At 70.3% G+C, this 24586-nt stretch carries 15 protein-coding genes, 1 tRNA gene and 3 pseudogenes; 5 read left to right on the top strand and 14 right to left on the bottom strand.

The genetic code is table 11. The features are described 5' to 3' along the window. Nucleotides 1–28: 28 nt before the first annotated feature. Nucleotides 29–901, top strand: a complete 873-nt coding sequence (locus ACTWQI_RS26385; RefSeq protein WP_443274249.1) for a serine hydrolase — start codon at nucleotides 29–31, stop codon at nucleotides 899–901. A 139-nt stretch (nucleotides 902–1040) separates the two neighbouring features. On the opposite strand, the gene ACTWQI_RS26380 is transcribed toward ACTWQI_RS26385, so the two are convergent. Together ACTWQI_RS26380 and ACTWQI_RS26375 are read right to left on the bottom strand one after the other, a co-directional pair. Continuing rightward, nucleotides 1041–2228 carry a S8 family peptidase gene (locus ACTWQI_RS26380; RefSeq protein ID WP_443274248.1) on the bottom strand — a complete coding sequence of 396 codons (1188 nt, stop codon included), beginning with the start codon at nucleotides 2226–2228 and terminating at the stop codon, nucleotides 1041–1043. A 214-nt stretch (nucleotides 2229–2442) separates the two neighbouring features. Next, the gene (locus ACTWQI_RS26375) at nucleotides 2443–3480 is read right to left on the bottom strand and encodes a LuxR family transcriptional regulator (protein WP_443274247.1); all 1038 of its coding nucleotides are present in this window, start codon (nucleotides 3478–3480) and stop codon (nucleotides 2443–2445) included. Nucleotides 3481–3740: 260 nt separating this feature from the next. Between ACTWQI_RS26375 and ACTWQI_RS26370 the strand changes: the two genes are divergently transcribed. Continuing rightward, nucleotides 3741–5423, top strand: a complete 1683-nt coding sequence (locus ACTWQI_RS26370; RefSeq protein ID WP_443274246.1) for a ribosome-inactivating family protein — start codon at nucleotides 3741–3743, stop codon at nucleotides 5421–5423. Between the two features lie 132 nt (nucleotides 5424–5555). Here the strand turns inward: ACTWQI_RS26370 and nrfD are convergent, their stop codons facing one another. From nrfD to ACTWQI_RS26340, 6 genes are all read right to left on the bottom strand, one after another. Continuing rightward, nucleotides 5556–6512 carry an NrfD/PsrC family molybdoenzyme membrane anchor subunit gene (gene nrfD, locus ACTWQI_RS26365; RefSeq protein WP_443274245.1) on the bottom strand — a complete coding sequence of 319 codons (957 nt, stop codon included), beginning with the start codon at nucleotides 6510–6512 and terminating at the stop codon, nucleotides 5556–5558. Further along, on the bottom strand, nucleotides 6506–7444 hold the full coding sequence (locus tag ACTWQI_RS26360) for a 4Fe-4S dicluster domain-containing protein (RefSeq protein ID WP_443274244.1): 939 nt from the start codon (nucleotides 7442–7444) through the stop codon (nucleotides 6506–6508). Before ACTWQI_RS26360 ends, nrfD begins: the two co-directional genes overlap by 7 nt. Further along, on the bottom strand, nucleotides 7441–10716 hold the full coding sequence (gene fdh / locus ACTWQI_RS26355; protein WP_443274243.1) for a formate dehydrogenase: 3276 nt from the start codon (nucleotides 10714–10716) through the stop codon (nucleotides 7441–7443). Before fdh ends, ACTWQI_RS26360 begins: the two co-directional genes overlap by 4 nt. Before the next feature lie 143 nt (nucleotides 10717–10859). Continuing rightward, nucleotides 10860–12635: a selenocysteine-specific translation elongation factor gene (selB, locus tag ACTWQI_RS26350; RefSeq protein WP_443274242.1), complete on the bottom strand. Its 1776-nt coding sequence runs from the start codon at nucleotides 12633–12635 to the stop codon at nucleotides 10860–10862. Further along, complete coding sequence (gene selA, locus ACTWQI_RS26345) at nucleotides 12626–14110, bottom strand: L-seryl-tRNA(Sec) selenium transferase (protein WP_443274241.1); 1485 nt, start codon at nucleotides 14108–14110, stop codon at nucleotides 12626–12628. Before selA ends, selB begins: the two co-directional genes overlap by 10 nt. Before the next feature lie 21 nt (nucleotides 14111–14131). Next, nucleotides 14132–14226, bottom strand: a tRNA-Sec gene (locus ACTWQI_RS26340). A gap of 79 nt (nucleotides 14227–14305) precedes the next feature. On the opposite strand from ACTWQI_RS26340, the gene selD reads away from it, so the two are divergent. Further along, a complete protein-coding gene (selD, locus tag ACTWQI_RS26335; protein WP_443274240.1) occupies nucleotides 14306–15322 on the top strand; it encodes a selenide, water dikinase SelD in 1017 nt (338 codons plus the stop codon). A gap of 94 nt (nucleotides 15323–15416) precedes the next feature. On the opposite strand, the gene ACTWQI_RS26330 is transcribed toward selD, so the two are convergent. From ACTWQI_RS26330 to ACTWQI_RS26310, 5 genes and pseudogenes are all read right to left on the bottom strand, one after another. Further along, complete coding sequence (locus tag ACTWQI_RS26330) at nucleotides 15417–16886, bottom strand: hypothetical protein (protein WP_443274239.1); 1470 nt, start codon at nucleotides 16884–16886, stop codon at nucleotides 15417–15419. Between the two features lie 103 nt (nucleotides 16887–16989). Beyond that, nucleotides 16990–17849 (bottom strand): annotated as a pseudogene (locus ACTWQI_RS26325) (LLM class flavin-dependent oxidoreductase). Nucleotides 17850–17936: 87 nt separating this feature from the next. Continuing rightward, complete coding sequence (locus ACTWQI_RS26320) at nucleotides 17937–19463, bottom strand: LVIVD repeat-containing protein (protein WP_443274238.1); 1527 nt, start codon at nucleotides 19461–19463, stop codon at nucleotides 17937–17939. 150 nt (nucleotides 19464–19613) lie between these two features. After that, the gene (locus ACTWQI_RS26315; RefSeq protein ID WP_443274237.1) at nucleotides 19614–20645 is read right to left on the bottom strand and encodes a DNA polymerase IV; all 1032 of its coding nucleotides are present in this window, start codon (nucleotides 20643–20645) and stop codon (nucleotides 19614–19616) included. A 193-nt stretch (nucleotides 20646–20838) separates the two neighbouring features. Beyond that, a pseudogene (locus tag ACTWQI_RS26310) lies at nucleotides 20839–20925 on the bottom strand (GNAT family N-acetyltransferase); the annotation flags it as partial. Between the two features lie 230 nt (nucleotides 20926–21155). Here ACTWQI_RS26310 and ACTWQI_RS26305 point away from each other — a divergent pair. Then, on the top strand, nucleotides 21156–21791 hold the full coding sequence (locus ACTWQI_RS26305; RefSeq protein ID WP_443274236.1) for a dihydrofolate reductase family protein: 636 nt from the start codon (nucleotides 21156–21158) through the stop codon (nucleotides 21789–21791). A 539-nt stretch (nucleotides 21792–22330) separates the two neighbouring features. Further along, nucleotides 22331–24367: a hypothetical protein gene (locus ACTWQI_RS26300; RefSeq protein WP_443274235.1), complete on the top strand. Its 2037-nt coding sequence runs from the start codon at nucleotides 22331–22333 to the stop codon at nucleotides 24365–24367. A gap of 114 nt (nucleotides 24368–24481) precedes the next feature. Here ACTWQI_RS26300 and ACTWQI_RS26295 read toward each other — a convergent pair. Further along, nucleotides 24482–24586, bottom strand: a pseudogene (locus ACTWQI_RS26295) (IS5/IS1182 family transposase); the annotation flags it as partial.

The raw sequence follows: 24586 nt of genomic DNA, 5'->3' as shown, positions 1-24586 counted from the left end.
TTCGATGCCCATGCGTACCCCGTCCGGGGTGACGGTCCTGCCCGGCAAACAGGTGACAGGCCTGCGGACACCGCGCTTCGGCGGCACCGCAGCCTTGCCTGCCAGTTTCGATACCGTTTGTGCAATGTTGTCGGTATATGCGGGTCAGTTGGGTGCAGCCCCCTGCCTCGGCCGCAGTCCGGATCGGACCTACTACGCGGCGAGCATGATGAAGGTGGCGGTGCTCGCCGCCCTGCACCGCAACGGTCACAACCTCGACGTACAGGTCCCGCTGCGCAATGCGTTCGTCTCGGCCGTTCCGGGGCCACGTTTCGCCATCACACCGGACTGGGAAGTCGATCCCGAAACGTGGGGACGGTTGGGGAAGCGCGCGTCATTGCGCTGGCTCGCGCGGCGGATGATTGCCCACTCATCGGATCTGGCCGCGAATACCCTGCTGGAGCAGGTGGGCATCGATGCCGTCAACGAGATCTGGAGTCTGGCCGGAGCCCAGCACAGCATCACTCGGCGTGGAATCCAGGATGCCGCTGCTCGTGCTGCGGGCGTCACCAATCTGGTGACCGCCGCTGATCTCGCTCGGCTGCTGTGCTGGCTGCCGAGTGAGCTCCTGGACCTGCTGGCCGCGAACGTACACCGCGTCGACCTGGCCGCCGGGCTGCCGGCGGGGACGCGGGTCGCTTTCAAGAACGGGTGGGTCCAGGGCCTTCGGCACAGTGCCGGGATCGTCTTCCCCCACGACGCCCCTCCGTATGTCCTCGCCATCTGCTACTCCGGTTCGCTCGCCCGGGGGCGCGCGGTCGGCGATCCGGCTGCGCGCCTGCTCGCCCGGATCTCCGCCGACATCTGGTCACGCCGCCATTCACTGGCCCGGCATTCGCTGGCACCCGACGGGCATTCCTAGCCGCGTCGGCTCGGGCGCACAGCCTGGGGTGGGCTGGTGCGGAAGCCGGGCGCAAGGAGCCGGATCCGGGGGTACCGGATCCGGCTCCGCACTCTGTGGAACAACCCGTCAGCAGGCGGACCGATGGCGGGTCCGGTGCCTATTCGCCGGTGAACAGCAGGCGATTCGGGGAGCCGGCACCGGGGTTCCTGACCTTCTCGGTCGACGCCTTACCGGTGAGGGCCTCGGCCACCTGCGCCGGAGTGGCCTCGGGGTGCTGGGCCAAGTAGAGAGCGGCGGCGCCGGTGACAGCCGGGGCCGACATGGACGTTCCGTCCAGGGTCGCGCTCGCGGTGTCGGAATCCAGACCGGCGGAAACGATGTCGACGCCGGGAGCGAAGATGTCGACGCACTTCCCATAGTTGGAGCCGTTGGGACGCCGGTCGACCTGGTCGCTCGCGGCGACGGTGATCGCCGAGGGCTCCCGGGCCGGGGACTGGCCGCAGGCGTCCGCGCCGTCGTTGCCGGCGGAGGTGACGACAGTGACGCCCTTGTCCACCAGGGTCCTGATGGCTGCGTCTATCGCGTCGCTCGGCTTGAAACCGCTACTGATGTTCACCACGGACGGGCCCTTGGCCGTGTCCGCGATCCAGTCCAGCGCCGCAAGGAAATCGCTGAGCTGGATGCTGCCGACGTCCTCACAGTTGCCCACCCGGACCGGGACCAGCTTCACGCCCTTGGCGACACCGTAAGTCTTCCCGCCGACGGTTCCCGCGACATGCGTGCCGTGCCCATTGCAGTCGTCGGGCGATGAGTCGTCGTCGACGAAGTCGCGACCCGAGCCGGCCCTGCTCTCGAATTCAGTGTGGCTGCCCCTGATGCCCGAGTCCACGACGTACGCGGTGACACCGTCGGCTGTCGTGGCGTACTGATAGCGCTTGTTGAGGGGCAGATCGGGCTGGTCTATTCGGTCCAGGTTCCAGGGGGCGTCGAACTGCTCGGCGTCGAGCCGGCCCAGCTGGTTCTGCTCGACGAACGCCACCGCCGGGTCTGCGGCCAGCCGTTGCGCCTCCGCCTTGTCGGCGTTGATCGTGAAGCCGTTGAGCGCGGAGCCGAAGGTATGGTCCAGCTTGGTGCCGAAGCGGGAGCTGAGGGTACGGGCCGCGGTGCGGATGCCCTTGTCACTCAGTAACGATCCCTGGTCCTTCAGCACGACGATGTAGCTCCCGTCGACCGCGTCGGGGCTGCCCGCGCCGCGGATCTCGCCGGTCTGCACGGGATCCCCCGCGAACGCGGAATTGACCGTAATTCCGCCGGCGAGCAATCCCGCTGCGGCAACGGAAGCCATGAGTATTCGTGCGCGTTTCAATGAACGGTTCCTTGAATTACGGGTCGGCGGGAGACCCACCGACGGTGCGGCAGGCTGACACGAGTGACAGCCACTCTGACGGGAGAGAGTTCTAATGGCCGCGCCCGTCCCCCCGGGGCACTTCTGTGCCGTCGGCACCAGAATGCCGAGGCTCGGGCAGCCCGGCCGGGTGGGTCTATGCCGCGCGGAGGCGTCAGAGCCAGCTGCGGCGTTGCGCCTCTATGGCGAGTTGGAACCGCGTCGACACACCCGCTCGCGCCATGAGCAGTTCCATCCGCCGGAAGAACGTGCGCCTGCTGATCCCCAACTCCCGGACGATCTGGGTGTCGGCCGCCCCAGCGGCGAGCATGACCAGGATCTGCCGCTCGCACGGCCGTAGACGGTGCGGCACGCCCTTGCCCGACGGTTGCAGGGGGAGCGCTGCATCCCAGCACAACGCGAACAGCGCCGAGAGCGCCGACAGCAGCCCACACGGTCGTACGACGAGCAGGCTGTGGTTCACATCCGCTTCCGCGAGCGACATCCCGAGCAGCGCCACATCGTCGTCCACGAGGGTCAGTTTGACCGGTACCGACTCCAGTAGCCGCGCCTCTTCACCCGCTGCCCGGCAGGGATCGATGTGGTCGGCGAAGTTTCCCGGGTGCTCCAGCGAGGCCCGCGAGTACACGGTCCGGTACCGCACCCCCCGGTTCAGCAGAGCCTCTCCCTCGGCGGTTCCCCGAGTGCTCGAGCGGAAGTAGGGCGGGGTGTCCAACCAGCGGACTTCCCGCCGAGCCCCGGCCACTGCCTGGCGGATCCGCACCTCGATGGCGTCGCCACTCACCACTTCCACGACGTCCGCTGACGGGTCTCCGGTCGGTCGGCGCCGGCGGTAGCAGTCGAAGGCGCTCGAGACCGCCACTCGGGCCCGTTCGAGATCCGCGGAGCGTGAGCGGGCCAGGATTTCCAAACCGCTGCCCGGCGGGGCGGGGGAAACCGGGTCGTCATCGCCGAATCGAGCGGCCACGAGCCCCGTTTCGGCCAGTACCCGACAGGCGGTTTCGAGCCGCTCGCCGCCGAAGCCGACGCGGTCCGCCAAGCTGTCCAGCGGGGCCGGATCCGCGTTGAGCAGTGCAAGGTACAGCGCTGTCGCGTCAGGCCCGAGACCGAGAGCACGGAGATGCTCGCCGAGCCCGCTGCGGCCGGCTCCCCGGCCGTACGTCGATGCGGCTCCTGCTTCTTGGCACAGCACGTTGGCGTTCCCTTCTCCCAGGCGTCGAGGAATACCTCCCAGTTGGGAACACGGCCGCAGGGGCGGAGGCGGATCACTCGGCCCACCGGCACGAGCAACACGTGGTGCCTGGCATCTTGGTGCCGACGGCACAGCCGTGCCCCCGCTCAGCGAGCGCGGCCGCTAGAACTGCGGCCTTGAGGGCGGCTGCCCCTGTGCAGGCCGTTCCCCCCACTGTCGGCGGCGCTCGTTCTGCCGACCTGTACCTCAAGGAACACGTGATGAGCCAACACCGGGAATCCGGACTGATTCCCCAACTCACAAAGAACCGGCGGTTACTCGCGGTCGTGGTCGCGCTCTGCGTACTGCTGGCCGGCTTCGTGGCGCTGCGCGGGCCCGGGGCCGTGGCCGACGAGCCGGACCCTGAGTTGAACCTGACCAGCGCCTCGGCGCAGGACTACCGCCGCTTGATCAACGACATCCGCCGACGCGTCTCGGTGGGTCCGGTCTACGACAACATCGCCCGGACCGACCCGTCCAGGAACAACCGTTACTCGCCCATCATCCTGCGCAACGGAGACCGCGAGGTCCGTTTGATCATGCGGGAGAGCGATCTGTACCTGATGGGCTGGTGGGACTCGGGCCGCAACACCTACTTCCGGTTCAGGGCGGACGACGGGGCGGACTTCCGCTACACCGCGGACGACAACACCCGTCTCCAGGACGTGGACTACTTCCCGACCTACCGGTCACTGGAAAGCCGGTCCCCCACGAGCCGGGTGCAGATGCGCCACGGCCTGGACCCGATGCGCAATGCGGTCGAGGTACTCGCCACCGCCGATCCGGGCAGCAACAACGCGGCCGAGGCGTTCCTGCAGATGGCGCAGGCCCTCTCGGAGGCGGCACGGTTCCGGCCGACCGAGGACACCGTCGCGGACAACTGGGGCAACCCCGCGCGGCTCGCCCCCGAGCTGGTGGATGCTCAGACGAAATGGGGCACCATCTCCTCGCTGTTGCTCTCCCGGCTGGGCACGGCGGAGCACTCCTCGCACACCTACGGCGGAGTCGTCCTGAACACGCTGCAGGCCTTCACCCGGCTGATCGCGGTGGCCCTCATCAGCACCCGGCACAACCAGTGCGGGCCCGGCTCCGGGCATTCCAAGCGGTCCGAGAGCGCGGAGTTCTGCGGCGTGGACGGCAGGGCGAGGCTCGCCGCGCTGCCGAATCCCCACAACGACACGGACCACGACGGCCACCCCACGCACGACAAGGACGAGGTGTACTTCTTCAGCGGCGACCAGAACGTACTGATCGACGTCGCACCGGGGAGCACCGACGACAAGATCGTGAACGGCCCGAAGCCGACCGCCGAGAACTGGCCTGGGCTCAAGGACAACGTCGCGCCCTGGGTCGACGCGGTCCTGCCGCACCCGACCAACAAGAAGCGGGCCTACTTCTTCAGCGGTGACCAGTACCTCCAGATCGAGTTCACTCCGGGGAGCACGGACGACAAGATCATCAATGGGCCTTCCCCGATCGAGGAGCACTGGCCCTCGCTGAAGGAGGCGGGCTTTGCCCGCTCCGGCGTGGACGCGATCCTGCCGAACCCCGCCAACAGGGACGAGGCCTACTTCTTCTCCGGCGGCCAGTACGCGCTGATCGACATCGCGCCGGGGGGCAACGGCGACACCATCGTGAACGGCCCGAAGCCGATCGTTGAGAACTGGCCGTCCCTGAAGGAGGCGAGCGACAAGGCCGCGGACTCCGGCAGCCGGGCGGACTTCACGAGCGGGATCACCGGCGCCGTGCTGAACCCGGGCGACGGCAAGCAGGCCTACTTCTTCTCCCAGGACCAGTATGTGAGGGTCACGGTGTCACCGGGTTCTCGGGACGACAGCATCGTCAACGGCCCCTCCCCGGTCACGGACCACTGGCCCTCGCTGAAGGAGGCCGGCTTCTTCTGATCCGGTGAGCCGTCCACCCACCCGGACGTGCCGCCCCGCGCCCCCTGCCTGGCCTTCGCGCCTGGCAGGGGGTCGTTCGCCCAACTGCCGCCTCACCTTCCCCCAGCTAACGCGGTGCGGGTGCCCCCGGCGTCAGCCGGGGGAGTGCCCCCAGCCGCGCGGCGTGAGGCGCCGGCGCTGCGGCAGGACCACGTACTTCGGATCCTGGGCGGAGACGAGGCCCGCTTCGAAGACGGCGAAGCGGGTGGACAGGCCCGCGGCGAGGTACGCCGCTCCGCCCAGCATCCGTGCCGGCCCGCCGCGCCGCCCGAGGAGCGAGAGTCCGGCTCCGACCGAGGCCAGGACCTTGCTCAGCGTCAGCAGACGGCCGGGCCGGTCACGGACGTACGGTTCGCCGACCAGCCCGAGCCGCTGCTCCATGCGGCGCATCGCGGCGAGTTCCATGGCCGCGCCGAGCAGGCCCATCCGGGTCGACTGCCGCGGGTCCGCGCCGGGGGCACACACCATCGCCGCGCCCGCGGCGCTGGTCAGCGCGCTGCCCGCGAAGAGATACGGCAGTTCGGGGTACGCCTCGTGCCATGCCGGCACCGCGGTGTCGGAGAGCAGCACCGCCGTGTAGGTGGACATCGCCGGGCCGAGCAGACCGGAGCCGAGTCCGGCGAGCCGCCCCAGCGCCGGCAGCCGTCCGGTCGCCTGCGCGGCGGCCGAGACGGCCGTCAGCGCGGAGAACGGCGCGAGAATCCACGAGCCCACCGACAGCGGCGAGGTCGGTTTGAAGACGCGCAGCATGTTGAGGAAGCGCTCCGGACGGCCCAGGTCATGGACCAGGGCACCAACGCCGGTCAGCGACCCCGCGGCGGCCACCCACCTGCCCGCCCTGGCCAGCTCCCGGTGTCCGGTCAGCTCCGCCACAGCCGCCATGGTCGCCGAGGCACCCGCCGTGCCGCCAAGGAACAAGTACCCGGGCACGTTCGGCACTTTCCAGGTGGGCCGCTTGAGGATCGGCCGGCCGTAGTACGACCGGAATGCAGCGCGCTCACCCGCGGGCCGCTCCCGCTTCCCTTCGCGCTCGCCGCTGACCGTCACCATCTCCTCCTCCTCGCCGTCGCCGGTCCCGGCCGCCCCAGAAAGGACAGCGCAACACTCGCGGCCACACCGAGCGCGGCTGCGGCTGCGTGCCGCCACATCGACGGCACGTCACGGGTGGTGACCACCGGGTCCGGCGGCAGCCCGTACACCTCGGGCTCGTCCAGCAGCAGGAAGAACGCGCCGTCTCCGCCGACACCGTCCTGCGGATCCCGGCCGTAGAGCCGCGCCTCTCCCACCCCTCGCTCGTGAAGCTCCGTCACCCGACGGTCGGCCCGCACCCGGAGCTCATCCAGCGGGCCGAACTGGATCGAGTCGGTCGGACAGGCCTGGGAGCAGGCCGGTTCCCGGCCCGCTCCCAGGCGGTCGTAGCACAGAGTGCACTTGAAGGCCCGGCCGTCGCCCGGCCGGATGTCGATCACGCCGTACGGGCAGGCCGGCACGCAGTATCCGCAGCCGTTGCAGATGTCCTGCTGCACCACCACGGTCCCGAACTCGGTGCGGAACAACGAGCCGGTCGGGCACACGTCCAGGCAGGCGGCATGAGTGCAGTGCTTGCACACGTCACTGGACATCAGCCAGCGCACACCGGGCTCCCCGGCGCCCGTGCCCTGCCCCGGCGGACTGGCGCCCGGCATTCCCAGATCCACCGTCGGCCGGTCCGGCGCGACCTTCTGTTCGACGAACGCCACGTGCCGCCAGTTGTTGGCGCTCAAGGCGCCCGTGTTGTCGAACGACTGCCCCAGTAGGTCCAGTTCCTCGGTCTCGGCCGGGACGTGGTTCCACTCCTTGCAGGCCACCTGGCACGCCTTGCACCCGATGCAGAGCGAGGTGTCCGTGAAGAAGCCCATCCGGGGTGGGTGGGAGTCCGGGTAGCCGGCGTCCGCGCTGGGATCGGCCAGCGGGCCGTACAACCTGTTGCGGTCGGCCGTCATGCCCCTGCCTCCCCTGCACTCGGCGGCCTGTCGTCAGGGAGTCCGGCGCGCCGCCGGTACTCCGCCACGTGAGCCGGCAGCGCCGGGCCGCGGGGACGCCTCCCCGGACGGATGTCACAGGTCGCCGCCTTCGACTCCTGGATCCGCACGTTCGGATCGAGCACCACGGACAGCAGCTCGTTCGCCGCGTCCCCCGTGGAGAGCCCGTTCGGACCCCAGTGGTAAGGCAGGCCCACCTGGTGGATGGTGCGGCCCCGCACCCGCAGCGGCTCCATCCGGTCGGTCACCAGCACCTTGGCCTCGACCGCCGCCCGTGCCGTGGTGATGGTCGCCCAGCCCAGGTGCTGCAGGCCGCGCTCCGCGGCCAGTTCGGGGGAGACCTCGCAGAAGAACTCCGGCTGCAGCTCGGACAGATAGGGGACGCTACGGCTCATGCCGCCGGCCGTGTGGTGCTCGGTGAGCCGGTAGGTGGTGAACACATACGGATACACCTCGCTGCCGACTGGGTGGTACCGGTTGCCGGGGCGGTCGTACGCCTGGAGCGCGGGGTTCACCTGCTGCCCGTACAGCGGGTTGACCACCGGCGACTCCTGCGGCTCGTAGTGCGCGGGCAGCGGACCGTCGGCCAGACCCGCCGGGGCGAACAGCCAGGCGCGGCCGTCGCTCTGCATGATGAACGGGTCGGTGCCCGACAGCGCGTCCTGCGCGCGAGCGCCCGGCGGCGGCTCGTAGCCGGGCGGTTTGTGCGCCTCGAAGTCCGGCACGTCCTCCCCGGTCCACCGGCCCTGCTCGGCGTCCCACCACACATACCGCTTGCGCTCGCTCCACGGCCTTCCCTCAGGGTCGGCCGACGCCCGGTTGTAGAGGATGCGGCGGTTCGCCGGCCACGCCCAGCCCCAGTCGGGGGCGACCCAGCTCTGCTCGTCACGCGGCCGGCGGTCGGCAGCGTGGTTGTGGCCGTCGGCGCGGACCCCGCAGTAGATCCAGACGCCGCAGGCGGTGGAGCCGTCGTCCCGCAGCTGGGTGGACGCCGACAACGGCCCGTCCGGCCCGTACCCGTTGATCTCGGCCAGTACGGCCTCGGCGCTCGGCTCGGCCAGCGGGCCTTCGGTCGCGTAGTCCCAGGTGAGGTCCAGCAGGGGGCGGTCGCGCGGGTCGGTCGAGGAGGCGAGCTTGTCCCGGATGATCCGGCCGAGGTGGTAGAAGAACCACAGGTCGCTGCGGGCGTCCTCCGGCGGGGCGACCGCCGCGTGATGCCACTGCAACAGCCGCTGAGTGTTGGTGAAGCTGCCGTCCTTCTCCGTGTGCGCCGCGGCGGGAAGGAAGAACACCTCCGTCGGGATCTCCTCGGTGCGCAGCTCCCCGGTCTCGATCTCCGGCCCGTCCTTCCAGAAGGTCGCGCTCTCGATGAGCCGCAGATCCCGTACCACCAGCCAGTCGAGATGCGCCAGGCCCAGCCGCTGGAGCTTGGCGTTGGCCGAGCCGACCGCCGGGTTCTCCCCGACCAGGAAGTAGCCCTTGCACTCGCCGGAGATCTGGTTCAGCACCGTCTGGTAGGTGCCGTGGTCGCCGGTGATCCGGGGCAGCCAGTCGAAGCGGTAGTCGTTCTCCGCGGTCGCGGCCTCGCCCCACCACGCCTTGAGCAGACTCACCACGTACGCGCGCATGTTGCCCCAGAAGCCGGTCGTGCCCGCGTCGGCGGCCACGAACGCGTCCAGATCCTCGTGCTGGTGGGCGTGCGGCATGGGGATGTAGCCCGGCAGCAGGTCGAACAGCGTCGGCACGTCCGTCGAACCCTGGATGCTGGCGTGCCCGCGCAGCGCGAGGATGCCGCCCCCCGGCCGCCCGATGTTGCCCAGCAGCGACTGGAGGATGGAGGCGGTGCGGATGTACTGCACGCCCACGGTGTGCTGGGTCCAGCCGACCGAGTAGCACAGCGCCGTGGTGCGGTCGGGACCTGAGTTGGCGGTGATCGCCTCGGCCGCCTGGGCGAACAGCTCGCGCGGAATGCCGCAGACCTCCTCGACCAACTCCGGCGTGTAGCGGGAGAAATGCCGTCTGAGCACCTGATACACGCACCGCGGATGGCGCAGCGTCGGATCCATGGCGGGCTTCGCGCCGATACCCGGGCCGCCCGCGCCGTAGGCTTCCGCGCGGGCGGTCTCACGCAACTCCCTGCCTCCGTGCTGTCGGGCCGTCGCATCCGCGCCGCCCGGCGCCGGCCACCGGTCACGCTCCCCGGCGGCCGCCGCGGCCTGAGCGCCCTCGTACATCCACGTGGCGGTCTCGTAACGGCCGCCCTCGGGGTCGAAGCCGGAGAACAGCCCGTCCAGGTCCTCGGTGTCGGCGAACTCCTCCCGCAGGATGGCCGGCGCGTTGGTGTACGCCACCACGTACTCACGGAAGTCCTTCCCCGTGCTGAGCACATGGTTGACCAGCGCGCCGAGGAAGGCGATGTCGGTCCCGGCCCGCAGCGGCACATGCAGGTCCGCCAGCGCGCTGGTGCGGGTGAACCGGGGATCGACGTGGATGATGACCGCTCCCCGCTCCTTGGCCTCCATCACCCACTGGAACCCGACCGGATGGCACTCGGCCATGTTGGATCCCTGAATGACGATGCAGTCCGCGTTGGCCAGGTCCTGCTGGAAGGTGGTGGCGCCGCCACGGCCGAACGAGGTTCCCAGACCGGGAACCGTGGCGGAGTGTCAAATCCGCGCCTGGTTCTCGATCTGGATCGCGCCCAGGGCCGTGTAGAGCTTCTTCATCAGGTAGTTCTCTTCGTTGTCCAGCGTCGCTCCGCCGAGAGAGGCGATGCCGAGCGTGCGCCGGACGGGGATGCCTCGATGCGTTGCCTGCCAGGTCCGCCGGCGGGTCTCGATCACCCGGTCCGCGATCATGTCCATGGCCCGGTCGAGCGGGATCCGCTCCCAGTCGGCGCCGTGCGGGCGCCGGTACAGCACGGTGTCGATCCGGCTCGGGTCGGTCACCAGCTGCTTGCTCGCCGAACCCTTCGGACACAGCCGGCCGCGCGAGACGGGCGAGTCCGGGTCGCCCTCGATCTGGGTGACCTGCTCGTCCTGGACGTAGACCGTCTGGCCGCAGCCCACGGCGCAGTACGGGCACACCGACCGTACGACCCTGTCGGCCTGCTCCGTACGGGCGCGCAGCCGCTCGGTGCCGCGCGAGCGCGCCGCAGTTCCCCTGCCCAGCACATCGTCGCCGGTGAGCTGCCGGTACACCGGCCAGCCGTCGAGCCACTGCCGCAGGCCCATGGCGATCTCCCGCCTCGCGACCTCCTGCTGTCCCGGCCACCGTAAGTCGCAGCACGTACCCGGGCATGTCGGGGAAGATGGACTCCCTCCTCCGAACGGGTCCTCGGGCGTGCCTCGCCCCGGGGCGACCTGCCACCGGGAGGTCAGGGCGATCGGGGGATACGGCGGGTGCTGTCCGGCAGCCGCTCGGTGACACCCCGGCGGTCCAGCAGCTCCAGCAGCGGCACGGCGACCCGGCGGGTGGTGCCCAGAGCCTGCCGCGCCTGGCTGAGGGTGAACGGCTGGGGCAGTCCGGCCAGCAGCTGCCCGGCCCACCTATCGGAACCGGTCAGCAGGAAGACACCGTCGGCCACCTTCAGTAGGCGGCCAGCGCGCACCGCCGCCGCCAGCTCCCTCGGCCCCAGCCGCAGGGCCGCCATCCGGGCAGCGTCCGGCGCGGCGAAGGGAGCATCGCGCAGCTCGGCGGTCAGCTCGGCCACGGCCGCTTCCACGGGGCCGGGAAGGGCCGTCCGCCGACCGGGCGCGCACACCCGCCCGTCCACCACCTGGAGCGAGGCGGCCGCAGCCAGCCGTTCCACCACACCCGTGGCGGGCAGCCGCAGCCGCTGCCGCACCGCGTCGACGGGCACCCCCGGCTCCAGCGGCTGCTCGTCGCACCACTGCTCGACCAACTCCCTTAAATCATCGAGGAGTTCGTGCCACACCGCCGGGTGCACCAGGTATCCGTCGCCCACCGGCTCACCGACGACCGGCAGCCCCATGGTGCGCAGCTCGCTCGCAGTCGCGAAGCGCCGACGGCGCAGCACCGCCTCGGCCACCATGTGCGGCGCCGCGCCGGTCAGGGCGGCCAGCTCCGCGCCGTGCCGGCGTGCCGCGCCGCGCCGGCGCAGCTGGGGTGGCCGTACGTCGAGTACGTCGACTCCGGCGGCCATCCGGCGCCGTCCCGGATCACGCAGCAACGCGCGGTCGCCCACGCGCAGCGGCAGCGGCCGGGCCAGTCGCAGCCGGGCGCTGCCCGGCCCCAGCGGCCGTACGCGGGTCGCGACGGCCGCGGATCCCACGTGCAGCACGAGTTCGCGGGGGAGACCACCGGTGTCGGCACCGTGCAGTGCCACGTCGACCTCGTCCGTGGTCAGCCACGCGCCCGGGGTCAGCAGCGCGTCGCCGCGGACGACCGCCTCGCGCTCGACACCGCGCAGGTTCACCGCCACCCGGGCCACTGCGCACACCGCGGAGGCGTCCCGGCCCAGCGACTGCAGGCCGCGTACCCGCAACCCCGCCCCCGTGGACGCCAAGCGCAGTTCGTCGCCCGCTCGCAAGGTGCCCCCCGCGAGCGTTCCGGTGACCACCGTGCCCGCGCCGGCGATGGTGAACGAGCGGTCTACCCACAGCCGGACGTCGGCGCCCGGATCGCCGGGCGGTAGGGCGTCGACCAGTCGGACCAGCGCCGCGCGCAGCCGGTCCAGGCCCTCGCCGGTCCGCCCACTCACCGCCACCGAACCGACCGACCGCAGACCGGTGTCGGTCATCCGGTCCCGTGCCTGCTGCATGGCCGGCCCGGGGTCGGCGAGGTCGCAGCGGGTGACGGCGAGCAGCCCGTGCCGCACGCCCAAGGCGTCGAGCGCCTGCAGATGCTCGGTCGACTGCGGCATCCAGCCCTCGTCCGCCGCCACCACGAACAGCACGGCCGGGACCGGACCCACACCGGCGAGCATGTTGGGCACGAACCGCTCGTGGCCGGGGACGTCGACGAATGCCACCTCCTCCCCGCCGGGCAGAGTCGTCCAGCCGAAACCCAGGTCGATCGTCAGGCCGCGTTTGCGCTCCTGCTCCCAGCGGTCCGGCTGCATGCCGGTCAGCAGCCGCACCAGTGTCGATTTGCCGTGGTCCACGTGGCCGGCGGTCGCGATCACCTGCACGGCCGCTCACGCCCCGGACCCCCGGCACCGCTCCCGCGGTCGTCCCCGCTGCCGCCGTCCGTCCTGCCACCACTCCCGTCGTCCCCCCCGTCGTCGCACTCGGCCCCACCTCCTGACGCCACGTCGGTGGCGACGCCGCCCGCGTCGCCGGCGCTGCCGATCTGCGCGCCGCCGCCGCTGCGGAACCGGAGGGCGGCTCGTACGGCCGAAAACACCCACTCGTCCTCGGTTACCTGGACCGTCCGCAGATCCAGCAGGCAGCGGCCGCGTTCCACGCGACCGACCACCGGGATGCGTCCCGTGCGCAGCAGCGCGCCGTACTCCGGCGGCAGGCCGACGGCCGCGCTGGACAGCGTCACCCCGGGCGCCCCGCCACCGCCCACGGCCGCCGCCGTGGGCACCACCTCCGCCCGGACGCCCTCGGCGCGCAGCCGCTCGACCAGCGCGGCGGCGCGTGCGCGCAACACCGCCACGTCGGCGGTCAGCGCGGTGCGGACCGGCGGCTCCGGACCGCGCAGCGTCGCCTCCAACGCGGCGAGGGTCAGCTTGTCCACCCGCAGTGCCCGCGCGGCGGGATGCCGCCGCAGCCGCTGAACCAGCCCGGCCTCCCCGAGCAGCAGCCCCGCCTGCGGACCGCCGAGCAGCTTGTCGCCGCTGGCGGTCACCAGCGCGGCCCCGGCGCGGAGCGCTGTGGCGGCGTCCGGTTCACCGGGCAGCAGCGGATGCGGGGCGAGTAGCCCGGAACCGATGTCCACCACCACCGGCGGTCCGAGCGCTGCCAGCTCCGCCACCTCCACGGCCGCGGTGAATCCTTCGGTCCGGAAGTTGGACGGGTGGACCTTGAGCAGGAAGCCGGTGTCCGGGCCGATGGCCTCCGCATAGTCCTTGAGGCTGGTGCGGTTCGTCGTGCCGACCTCGCGCAACCGCGCACCCGTGGAGGCCAGCAGCTCCGGGATACGGAACCCGTCGCCGATCTCGACCAGCTCACCCCGGCTGATCACGATCTCCCGTCCCCGGGCCATCACCAGGGCACAGAGCAGCAGCGCCGCCGCGTTGTTGTTCACCACATGCACCGCCCCGGCGTCGGGCACCGCCTCGGCCAGGGCGGCGAGAGCGCCGCGCCCGCGGCGGGCCCGGCTCCCTTCCGCGAGGTCGAACTCGACGTCCGTGCAGCCCGCCGCGGCCAGTACGGCATCCCGGGCGGCCGCCGACAGCGGTGCGCGCCCGAGGTTGGTGTGCACGAGCACGCCGGTGGCATTGATCAACGGCCGCAGGACCGTGGCCCGTTCCGGAAGATGCCCGACCGCCGCGTCGACCACGTCCTCCGGCGCGATCTCACCCGTCCGCGCGCGGCGCTGGGCCTCCGCGACGGCCGCCTTCACGAGAGGACGGCCCAACGTCCGTACCGCCGAGGCCAGACGCGGCTCGGCGAGCACGGAATGAGTGCCGGGAACTCGCTGCCGCGGATCGCTCATGGCACCTCTTCTTCTGCGCCGTGGCGGAGGCGGACGGGAATCGAACCCGCCAACGACAGTTCCTGCCGTTCAACGGTTTTGAAGACCGCGCCGGTCACCAGGCCGGATACGCCTCCCTCGCACCACGCCGCCCCTCTCCGCAAAGGCGGCATGCGTAGCTGTGCGTATCAGTCACCTTACGGAATGATGGTCCACATGACGGCCGTGACGTCCCGTGAATCGATCCGCCTCACCCAGTACGCGCACGGCGGCGGCTGCGCCTGCAAGATCCCGCCCGGTGAACTGGAGGAGGTCCTGCGGGGCCTGGGGACCGCCGTACCGGTCCGCCACCCCGCAGGTGAACTGCTCGTCGGCCTGGACGCCGGCGACGACGCCACCGTCGTACGGCTGCCGAGCGGCATCGGGGTGCTGGCCACCACCGACTTCTTCACGCCCGTGGTCGACGATCCCTACGACTGGGGCCGGATCGCCGCGGCGAACGCCTTGTCGGACGTGTACGCCACCGGCGGACGCCCGCTGCTCGCCGTGAACCTGCTGGCCTGGCCGCGCGGAGTGCTCCCCTTCGACCTGGCCCGCGAGGTGCTGCGCGGCGGCTTGGCGGTGGCCGCGGACGCCGGCTGCCACGTCGCCGGCGGGCACAGCGTCGACGACCCCGAGCCCAAGTACGGCCTGGCCGTCACCGGTTTGGTCGATCCGGACCGCCTGCTGCGCAACGACGCGGGAACGCCCGGCGCACCGCTGTCGCTGACCAAGCCGCTCGGCATCGGCGTGCTCAACAGCAGGCACAATGCCACCGGCGCGGCCTTCCCCCAGGCGGTCGAGGCGATGACCCGGCTCAACCGGGAGGCGGCCGAAGCGGCGCTCGCCGCCGGGATCACCTGCGCGACCGACGTCACCGGATTCGGACTGCTCGGACACGCCTACAAGCTCGCGCGGGCGAGCGGAGTCACCGCGCTCATCGACTCCACCGCGGTGCCGTACCTCGACGGCGCCCGTCAGGCGCTGCGCGAGGGATACGTCAGCGGAGGCACCCGGCGGAATCTGCAATGGGTACGCCCGCACAGCGATCTGTCGGCGGTGGACGAGAACGAGGCGCTGCTGCTGGCCGACGCGCAGACCTCCGGCGGGCTGCTGGTGGCCGGCGAGATCCCCGGCGCGCCGGTGGTGGGCGAACTGCTGCCCCGCGGCGATCACGCCCTGGTGGTCCGCTGATCCCTCGTGCAGAAGCTGCCCCGGAGACTTGGGTGATGCCGCACTGAACGACAACACCATGTTCTGACCAAGGTTGACCTTGAGAGCGGAGAGGTCAGGAGGCGCGCGGAGCGAACCCCGTCGTCGTGAAGGACGCCGTGTCCCGGGACGTCGTGCCGTCGGTGATCCACCAGTGCGTTGGGTGCTCACCGTACAGACCGAACAGCGTGCCGGACGCCCAGTGCAGGATCAACTCGTCCTTGCCGTCACCGTCGAAGTCGGCGGCCCCCGCGGGCCGGGCGTGCCGCCATTTCGCGGGGGTCTTCCTGCCGTCCGCCCTCGCAGGCCCTTCACGCAGGACTGGGGTGCGCTCGTCGCCGTCGATGAGCGTGGCACCTTCGTACGTGGCGACCAGGATGCCGTCGCGGCCGTCGCCGTCCGGGTCGGCGGCCACGAACCCGCCGGGCCCGTAGTCGGTGCCCGCGCCCTTGGGCACCTCGGGCAGCCGGTACGTGACCGGTGCGCCGCCACTGCCGGGGTACACGGCGAGCGATCCGTCGACGTCGGGCGCCTCCGTCTCGTAGCCGGGCTCGTCGTTGCGGCCGCCATCGTCCCCGACGGCCACATCGCGCAGCCCGTCGCCGTCGAAGTCGCCGAACGCGTGGGCGTTCCCGAGGCGCAGCCGCCTGCCGTTCGCCGACAGGCCGGTGCCGCGGCGGGCCGGGTAGAGGGTGTTGCCGGACTGCTCACCGTCGCTCATGCCGTGGAGCAGCAGGGAGGTCGCGCGCGGCTTGCCGGACGGGTCGATGGCGTCCACGACGAGTTGGCCCTCCGACAACGGCAGGCCGGTATCGGTGCGCGCCGGTGCACCGGACCGCGTGAAAGGTCCGTACAACAGCACCAGGGACGAGTGGTTCTGCGCGGGTGCCGCGAGGTCGTGGTGCCCGTCCCCGTCGAAGTCGCCGCGCACAACGGACTCCAGGCCCAGCTTCGACGCGCTCTGCGGCAGCCGCACCGGTGTAGCCCCGGCCCCCGCCGTGGGCCCGCCAGGTCCGCCCCAGGTCACGTACGGAACGGTGCGCGCCGCGGAGATCTGCCCGTCCTCCACGCGCTCGCCCGCGACGGTCGTGACGAAGTCCGGGAAGCCGTCGCCGTCCAGATCGGCGGTGACCACCCCGTCCGTCGCGACGCTTTCGCGCCCGGCCGAACCCTCCGCCGGATCGGGCAGGCCCAGGTCGCGGCGCCCGTAGACCGTGCGCGTCGAGGGGTCGAGCCCCTTGGCCGAGCCGTAGACCACACCAACCCGCTCGTCGCCGTGGGGGTTGTCCGGCTCGCCGCTGACGAAGACCGGCACCACGAGGTCGCGGTGCCCGTCGCCGTTGATGTCGTCGGGGTCCTTCGACCCCTTCCCAGGGGTTGGCGCCCGGGACTCGGCGGGCGCGCCGGGCACCCCGACGGCCGAACCTCCGCCACCTGAGGGGGACGGCTCGTGGCCCGTTCCGCCGCTGCCGCATCCGGTGAGCGGGGCGAGCACAACGCAGACGGCGCACACAGCGAGGGCCGACGGGCCGGTGCGAGACTTCATGCGCCTCACCCTCACATCCAGCGCCGTGCCGACTCCAGCGGGGTGGGACGACTGTTGCCCAATTGTCGATCAGCGGGACGGCCCGTCCGATCGGCGGGACGCCCTAAAAGGCCGGTGGGCCTTGTTCGATGCGGCGTAGCACCGGCGCGAGCTGGTCGAGCTCATCGCTGGTCTGGAGCTGTCGTTCGTCCCACCAGGTGGCGCCGGCGTCGATCAGTGGCCCGATCAGGTCGCGTGCCTTGGCGGTGTCGGCGGGACTGACACCGCCGAGGACGATCTCAAAGGGGCTGTCGTCCCGGTCGTCGCGGTGCTGGTGGACGTAGCTGACCAGGTCGCGGACCTGGTCGACGGGCGGAACGTGCCCATGCCTGGCTGAGGTGAACATCGGGACTGCGCCGTCCCAGCGGGCGGCTCGACGCATCGGTGGGCGGTTCGGCCAGAATCCGGCGACCCAGACCGGCGGACGGGGGCGTTGCACCGTGGCGGGCAGCAAGGTCACGTCCCTGACCTGGTAGTGCCGCCCGTCATGGTTCAACGGCTCGCCCGACCAGAAGCGCTGCAGCAGGTCCAAGCCCTCGTCCAGGCGCTCGGCGAGCACGACCGGGTCGGTCGTCTCGCCGAAGCTGCCGTACTCGTCCTCGATCGGCCCGCCCAGGCCCGCACCGAAGATCACCCGCCCGCCACTGAGAGCGTCCAGGGTAGCCACCTGGCGGGCGAGCTGCTGCGGGCGCCGCCGGGCGACCGGGGTGACCAGCGTGCCCAGCTGATCCGGGAGGTCGCCAAGGCCGCCGCGGTCAGCAGCATCCAAGGATCCCCGTACGGCCGGCGGTGGCGTCTGTGCACGACGTGATCCCAGACGAACAGCCCGTCCCAGCCCGCCTGCTCCGCTGCTGCGGCCGTTGTCGCCACCGTCCTGGGATCGGCGAAGTCTCCGAAATTCGGAATGTTGATGGAACAGCGCATCCGGGCATAGTGCCCCGCCGCGACAGGCGCGGCAATCGGATATGGGCCCCTGGTAAGCCTGGTCAGGGTCGCATTCCGGGATTCCGGTCACGATTCCGCCGTGCCGGTGCCGCGCGACGCTCGGCGTCGGCCGTACACGATCAGTGCGATCAGTGCGGCGAGCACCGGCCCGACCGTGACCGCGACCTCCGGCCAGGAGCCGGCTGCGTCCTGTCCCGCACCGGCGGGGAGCAGCGGCACCGCGGCCGTTGTCCGGCCGGAGGCGGGCAGGTCGACGGTGAAGACATCGAGACCGCGGATGAGGTCAGCGGTGTAGACGATATTGGTCTTGTGGCCGGTGGCGACGCCGTTCGCGGTGCGCTCGGGCACCCAGTAGGCGTCCCAGACCTCGGACAGACCGCTGGCGAAGTAGCCGTATTCGGTGAGGTTCTCGGGGTCTCGTACGTCGATCAGCCGCAGACCGCCCTGGTAGTAGCCCTGCGCGACGATGCCGCTGGGGTGGTGGTCGAACCAGTGCGCGGAGCAGAAGGCTTCATGTGGCAGCGCGACGCCCTCGCCCGCATCGACGGGGTTGATCCGGTCGAGCGGGCGGATGGCGTCCGGGGTGCCGTCGAGTTTCTGGACGTGCCAGGTCTGGAAGGAGCCGGCTGTCGCGCAGTCGGTGTTCTCGTAGTCCTCTTCGGTGACCAGGAGGACGTTGCCGTTGCCGACCGCAGGTGCCGCGCCGGGGGTGAACTGTGCGGCGTTGGGCCGGTCGGAGTTGTGGTGGATGAAGTCGTTCCAGCCGGGTGCGGTTCCCTCGGGGCCTGTGGTGGTGACGAGCTTGGGGTTGACCGGGTCGCGTACGTCGAAGATCGCCGTGCCTCCGGCGGCGGTGTGGATGCCGTATCCGGCGTTGTCGAAGTTCCACTTGTGGCCGGCCCAGCCCAGCACCGGTGAGGAGAAGGTCTTCAGTTCCTTCGGCGCGTCGAGATCCCGCAGATCGACGATCGACACCTTGCCGTCACCGCCGGCGGTGTAGGCGTACTGGCAGGCGGTGTCACGCACGCAGGCCACGGTGTGCGTCGAGGAACTGGTCTTCGTCCGGGAACGGATGGAGGGTTTGGCGGGGTCGGTGACGTCCACGACCATGAGCTCGTCGAACCCGACCGGTCGTACATGGGCGATGTCGTCGCTGGACGCCTGGGTCAGGTCGATGCCGACCAATACGAAGCGGCGGGTGACGCCGTCCTCTTCCTTCTCGCCGCAGTTGACGGCCTCGTTCTCGAAAACCAGGTTGTCCAGGACGCCGGTGAGTTTCGGCGCCAGCGGCTTGGAGACGTCGAACACGCTCACCGAATCGAGGCTGGAGACATAGAAATACGGCGCGGTCTTCGCGAAACAGCCGGAGATCGCGGCGGTGTCGGGGAGGTTGGTCACGAGGTGGACGTTGGGCGTGGACACCAGCGGCACCGAGACCCCGGCGGTGTATTGCTTGCGCTTGTCCTTCCACCGCGCATCGTCGTCGCCGTCATGGGCCACAGCCGGACCAGCGGCCCATAGCGCAGCGGCAACGGCCAGCAGCCCCGCGACCAGGGCGTGAACGGGTCTCCCACACAAGCGCGGACCGGGCATGTGAGCCTCCTGCGGCAACGTCGGCGGCACCCGGCCGGGGATCTGCCCGCCGGCACCAGAACCGAACGTATGGACGTGTGGACCGGAACCTAGAAGCTGCACTGCTTCCTGCCAAGAGGAACGGCCAAGACCGATCCTCCCGGTCCCGCACTACGCATCGCGGAGTTCGGCCCGCACACCGAGCAGCCGTACGGGCCGGTTGTGCTCGAACAGCTCCAGCGCTGCCAGCGCCACGCGCTCGAGCTCGGCGGGGTCGCTGGTCGGCGTGGGCAGGGCGATGCCGTGGGTCTGCGTGAGAAACGGCGCGAACCGCACCTTCACCGTGACGCGCGTGGCCGGGCGGCCTTCGGCGGCGACATCTCGTGCCACGCGTCTGGCCAACGTGGCGATATGCGCGTCGATCTCCGAGCGGTCGGTCAGATCGTGCTGGAAGGTGGTCTCCCGGCTGCGCGAGCGCGGAACGTAGGGAGCGCCGCTGACCTCGGTGTCACCTACGCCCAGCGCGAGGATCCGGTACCAGGGTCCCAGCACCGGGCCGAACCGCTCGGCGAGCTCGGCCGGGTCGGCGCTGGCCAGCTGGGCAACGGTGACCAGGCCCGCCTCGGCCAGCTTCCTCGCGGTCTTACGGCCGATACCCCACAGCGCGTCGGTTGGCCGGTCGGCCATGACGGCTGCCCAGTTGTCCCGGGTGAGGCGGTACGTACCGGCCGGCTTGGCGAATCCGGTGGCCAGCTTGGCGCGCAGTTTGTTGTCGCCGATGCCCACGGAGCATGACAACCCGGTCGCGGACCGTACCGCCTCCTGGATGCCGACGGCCAGGTCTTCGGGATGGTCGGTGTGGGCTCCGAGAAATGCCTCGTCCCAGCCGAGGACCTCGACGACCACCGGGAACTGGCGCAGCGTGGCCGTGAACCGGTCGGAAACTCGTTGGTAGGTTGGCGGGTCCGAGGGGAGGAACACCGCTTCCGGGCAGCGCTTGGCGGCCAGGCGCAGTGCCATGCCGGAGTGGATGCCGAATGCGCGCGCCTCGTAGGAGGCCGTGGCGACCACCCCTCGCTGGGTAGGGTCACCTGAGCCGCCGACCACCACCGGTCGTCCACGCAACTCCGGCCGGCGAGCCACCTCGACCGCGGCGATGAATTGGTCGAGGTCGACGTGCAGCACCCAGTCCCTGAAGGACACGCGGTCCAGTATGCGTCTTTCATCCGCCTCGCGCCCACCACGGCATCGTCCGCTCGTGGCAGCGTTGCGGCCGACGGCGGTGCTGTGGGTTGCGGCGCGGTTGCCCACACACCGTCGATGATCGCCTTCACCAAGTCGTCGCCCCAGCCAGCGTCGCCTGAATCAGGTGACGGCGCGGCGATAGACCTGCCACGACCATCGGACCGAACCAGTGCTCGACCTGGGCTGCCAAGCCAAGGAAGCCAGGGACGTCTTGCTCTCCCGCGAGTCTGACGATCACCCGAGCGGAGGAAGCGCCACCACATCGCCGCACGCATGCCCGAAGCACACCCAGGAAGCCGCCGTGCACGAGCGCTCACCCCGCGCGGAGCGCCGAGCGCAGGCGGGGTGACGAAGTACAGCGTCTTCCCTCTGGGCAGGTGTCCATTGCCTCGGTGGCAGGCCACCGGCCCGGGTCGTATCGTGAGGCGACGAGCGATGAGTTCGGCGGCCGACGGAGGTCATACCGGCATGAGTTCCATCACCTGTCAGATCTCCATGTCCCTGGACGGCTTCGTTGCCGGGCCCAACCAGAGCGTCGAAAACCCGCTCGGTGAAGGCGGGGAGCGACTGCACGAGTGGGTGATCAGCACCGCCAGCTGGCGTGAGCAGCACGGTTTGAAGGGTGGCGACCGGACGCCCGATTCCGAGGTCGTCGACGAGGTCGTACGGGATGTCGGCGCGTACATCATGGGTCGCAAGATGTTCGGCGGCGGCGAGGGGCCGTGGGACGAGACATGGACGGGTTGGTGGGGTGAGAATCCACCCTTCCACGCGCCGGTCTTCGTGCTGACTCACCACCCGCGGAAGGTCCTGCAGATGCAGGGCGGCACGACGTTCACGTTCGTCACCGACGGGATCGAGTCCGCGCTGGAGCAGGCTCGGGCGGCGGCCGGTGACAGGAACGTCGCGATCGCCGGCGGCGCGAGTGCTGTGCAGCAGTACCTCGCGGCCGGGCTCCTCGACGAGTTGTATCTCCACATTGTCCCGGTCATTCTCGGGTCAGGAGAGCGGCTCCTCGAAGGCGTCGGCCACCCCACTCTTGAACCCGTCAAGGTGGTCGCCTCGCCAGCAGTCACGCATGTCAAGTACCACGTGGTCCACTAGACAACGGCCCCGCCGGTGCTCGGCTCCGGCTCCGGCTCCGGCTCCCCAGGCCAGCTCGCCTTGGTTCCCGATTCCCCACCGCTGGTCCCGACGCCCGCAGAGTATGGTGCCCGGCCATGGCGGATCCGCACGGTGATCCAGAACAGAAGCCCTAGGTCCTGTCCGATGGGTCGTGGCCGTCAGCTCCTGAGATAGGCGAGAACGGCCAGCACTCTGCGGTTGTCGTCGTCTCCGGCGCGAACCTCCACGAGACGCCCCTCCGTGCCCCCGCTGGGGCGCGCTGGCGCCCCCCATGTGGGGGATGTGCTCCGAGATCGAGCGGCGAGACGCTGCCCACGCGTCCGCGCGGGTGCGGCGGTGCCGGCGGAGGCAGAACGGGCATCGGAGGCCGGCTCGTGCGGGCCCATGCCAAGCGGCCTACGGCAGGTGCGTGCGCTCGGCCGACCCCAGTCGCCGTGTCGGCGACGTGCAGCGGGGTGGACGGGGCCGCCGGTCGCGGTGTGACCGGGTGCCTCCCGGTAAGGAAGGACGGTTCCCTCATGGCAAGAATCGCTCGCCTCGTGCTCTGTGCCGTTGCGTTTTCGCTTGTCCTCGCACCCATCGGCGTGGGGCACGCAGGGCCGGCAACCGACCGTCACATCGGCATTGATACGGCTCCGAACACCACGGAGCAGGACACGCTTACGTTCAATGCGGCGACGTGGGTGGATCTGCAGCGCGTGACGGGAGCAGACCCCGGCGTCGACGTGGACACGCGGGGCAATGGCCGCGTCTTCGTCGACTTCCCCTGGGGAAGGGTCACCACACCCACGCTCCCCAATATCGTGGCACGTTCGCTCGACCACGGTGACACGTTCCGGACGCTCTTCGACGAGAGCTGCCCGACCAGCAACTCACAGCCGCACTGCGGCGATCCGGGCATGGGCAACAGCGCCCTTGCGCTCTCCCCTGACAATGACAACGTCTACCTGTCCGGAATCGTGCCCGGATTCGGCTCCCTGACGGCGTCTGCGTCCTCCGATGCCGGCGACACCTGGCCCAAGTTCAACCCGGTGACTACGCCGGGGGGCATGGACCGGCCATGGTTGCTCTCCCCGGGTGGTCAGACGGCGTACCTCACGTGGAACAACTTTGCGCTGTCGCAAACGGGGGGCCCGAGCGTGCAGTACGCGACCACGCAGAACGGCGGGGCCTCGTGGAACGTCGATCCGGAGCCCAAGTACGCCGCGGCCACTGCGACACGATTGGTGATGGACCGGTCCGCCCAGAGCCCCGCGCGCGGCGCCATCTACCAAGTCTTCGCCGAAGTAGACGCCCAAGGGTTCCGCAATCAGGAGGTCGGCATCGCCGTTTCCACCGACGGCACCAAGACCTTCCAGACCCACGACGTCGGGGACGACCTGGCATGCGGCGACTGTAAGGGTGGCTACCACGGAGTCTCTTTTCCGTGGGTGACCGTCGATACCGCCGGAAATCTCTATGCGGTGTGGGGGACAGCGAGCGGTTCCGACGTCGTCATGAGTACGTCGAAGATCTCCGACCCTGCCAATGATCCGACGCAAGGCGGTAAGCCCGGCAGCACCTGGAGTACCCCCGTCCGCGTATCCACCGGGGCCGCGGAAACCGCCGTCGTCAGCAACGTCGTGGCCGGCTCACCGGGCAATGTCGCCATCGTCTATTACGGGACCAAGGGCTCCGGGATCCCCGACACTCAGCCGGATAATGCCGAGTGGCACCCGTTCGTCGCGCACTCGGCCAACGCCCTCGACGCAAGCCCGGTGTTCACGCAATCGCTGATCGACGACCGTGTGGTTCACAGGGGCGGGTTCTGCACCGTTGGGTTGGGTCCGTGTCCCGAGGGCGGTAGCCGAGGTCTGCGCAACTGGATGAGGGTGGGCATGGATCCCGACGGCCGTCTGTACACCGCGTGGAGCGATGACAACAACGACGGCCACCGGACCGGAATTCGCTTCGCGAAACAACTCACCGGTCCGAGCCTGATCGCCGGGAAACCCCCGTTCACCGACCCGGTGCCGTCGAGTCCGATGGCCGATCCCCCAGGCGACGCCACATGGCCCAATCGCCTCACCGGCGGCACCAACCTGCCCGGGGCCGACCTCACTCGCGTCGAATTGGACAAGGTCGGTACGAACATCCGCTTCAAGCTGTCGGTCGGCGATGCGAAGCGATTTGAGCAGGCGGTCAACGCGGTACCTTCGGCCGAACGACTGCTCTTCGTCGTGCGGTTCGAAACCGCGGATCAGGAGTACTTCGCGGCGTACGAGTACTCGAAGGGCGGAGCGACCCGCGCCTATACCGGGCAGATCAAAGCCGGCGATGGTGTCGAGAACGGCGCCTTCCCGAACGCGATTGCTTTCGTCGCCCATGATCAGGCGATGGCTACGGTCAGCGGGAACACCGTCACGATCAGGCAGAAGCTCTCGGCCTTCGGTAACCCCCAGAGGTTCCTCAGTGTCGTCGGAGCGTCGCTGATCGGCCCATCCGAGAGCAACGAGACCCGGATCAAATTGCTGAACACCATCGATGCGGCACGCGCCTTCGACCACGGGCTGTGATCCTCACCGAGGACGACGGTTCGGCGCATGGCGGCTCACCGCACATCCATCCAGAGTCTCGTCACGGGCGTATTTATCGTCGCCGAAGGTGACTAGGGACTGTCCGGCAGGTCCCTACCGGAGCCAGAGCCGGATCGCGGCGAGGGTGACCGTGCCCTGGAAGACGTACGCTCTCTTGTCGTATCTGGTGGCGACGGCCCGGAAGCCCTTGAGGGCGTT

The sequence above is a fragment of the Streptomyces sp. KR80 genome (assembly GCF_052245555.1).
Taxonomy (GTDB): Bacteria; Actinomycetota; Actinomycetes; order Streptomycetales; family Streptomycetaceae; genus Streptomyces.
This window is presented reverse-complemented; position numbering and strand designations above follow the sequence as displayed.